A 1743-nucleotide genomic window follows, 5' to 3' on the forward strand; every position below is an offset into this window, starting at 1 on the left:
CACAACCAAAGAATGATGAATACTACACAAGGCTAGGTTGTACGTGCTAATGCAAAGATACACATTTTGAAGCAAATCACAACCCAATGATGGATTTGCTAAAGAAAATCAAAGTTGTACGTGCTAATGCAAAGATACACATTTTGAAGCAAATCACAACGGTCATGGTCTTAATTAGTTTTTATTATGGGTTGTACGTGCTAATGCAAAGATCGTGAATTCAACAAGCAAGTGCAAATTTACTTAATTAGTTCGTAAAAGCAGTCCTGTGGTGTTTTAAAATCTAATTTCTTTCTTGGCCTCATGTTAATTTTCTTTGAATACTTAGTTATTTGTTGCTGGCTGATATGCTCAAAGGTTTCTTTTTTTGGCACGTATTGCCTAATTAGTCCGTTAGCATTTTCTATAGCGCCTTTCTGCCATGAAGCGTATGGGTCAGCAAAATATATGGTAACACCAAGGCTTTTGGCTATCATTTCATGACAAGCGAATTCTGTACCATTGTCAGTTGTAATAGACTTGATATGGTCTTTGAAAGGAGATAGTAAGTGTATTACAGTTCGTGCCAGTTCTTTGGCATTTTTCCCCTTCTTTAGTTTTCTCATAAACAACATGTTTGTACTACGCTCTATCAGTGTTACGATGGCACCATGGTTTCCTCTTCCAACAATCGTGTCCATCTCGAAGTCCCCAAAGCGTTTGCCGTCAGCTTCAGTAGGTCTCTCACTGATGCTTGTTCTGTTGGGTATGGATATGCGTTTGCCACCAACAGGCCTGGTGCGATGCTTAAGCTTGTGACGACAGTGTTTATATAATGTTCCCCCTTCTGCCTTATCCTTACGTATCATACGATATATGGTCTCATGGCTAATATACTTGCCATCCTTGGCCAATACACCAGATATTTGTTCTGGAGACCATTGCTCAGTAATAAGAAGGCGCTTCGCCTCTTCCATGACATCCTTGTCGACTGAACGATTGCCTGGCTTTCTGCGCCTTGTTTGTACTGCATTTGCTTGGGCAGTTTCCCAATTATAGTGTCTTCGGACTCCGCTATTACGTCTTATTTCACGAGACACTGTACTTGCACTTACATTTATCGCCTTGGCAATATCTTTTTGTTTCGTTCTATTTTGGAGTAGCACAGAAATTGTGTACCTTTGCTCCGAGGTTAATTGTTTGTACATTGCAATGCAAAATTAATTAATCTTTGGGAGACAGAGGTCTCCCTTTCTTATTTTTATGCATTGCTTGTTGATTTTCTTCTCATGGGGGCTTCTCGCCCCCAAACCCCTCGGTGTTTTCAGGTATAGATTATTAAGCTACACCAGCACTTGGGATTGCAGTTCTATGTTGAACTTGCGATGCCGCAATCGCCCGATATGCCAAAATGAGTAGTAGTATTTGGTTCCTCCTGACTCTGATTAGCAGCGATTGAGACTTGATCCTTATTGCCATTCTGACCTGGGTAATAAACTTTATAGGTGCTGCTTTTAGTAAACTTACCAGGCACCTTAAACTCAAAGCTGGCTGTCTTTTCTGTTGGAGCATTGCTACTTTGCTGCCATGCGCCGTTATCATCTTTAACCCAAATCTTATCGCCAGACTCCCAATAGAAAGTGCCATTGCTTTCCATAGATGTACGGGTTGTTGGGTCGCCTGTTGAGAAGGTTGTTAAGTTTGCGTCGCTATCTTTTCCTTTTTGATTTTGCGCTATGTCTTCATTGGCACAAGAAGCAAGTG

General features: G+C 40.9%; 1 protein-coding gene and 1 pseudogene. Both read right to left on the minus strand.

From position 1 onward, the window contains the following. Positions 1–239 precede the first annotated feature (239 nt). Entirely contained in the window at positions 240–1187 is a 948-nt protein-coding gene (locus HMPREF0666_RS15800; RefSeq protein ID WP_009013394.1) for an IS30 family transposase, read from the minus strand. A gap of 164 nt (positions 1188–1351) precedes the next feature. Continuing rightward, a pseudogene (locus HMPREF0666_RS17755) lies at positions 1352–1743 on the minus strand (hypothetical protein); the annotation flags it as partial.

The organism is Prevotella sp. C561, from assembly GCF_000224595.1.
GTDB classification, from domain to species: Bacteria; Bacteroidota; Bacteroidia; order Bacteroidales; family Bacteroidaceae; genus Prevotella; species Prevotella jejuni.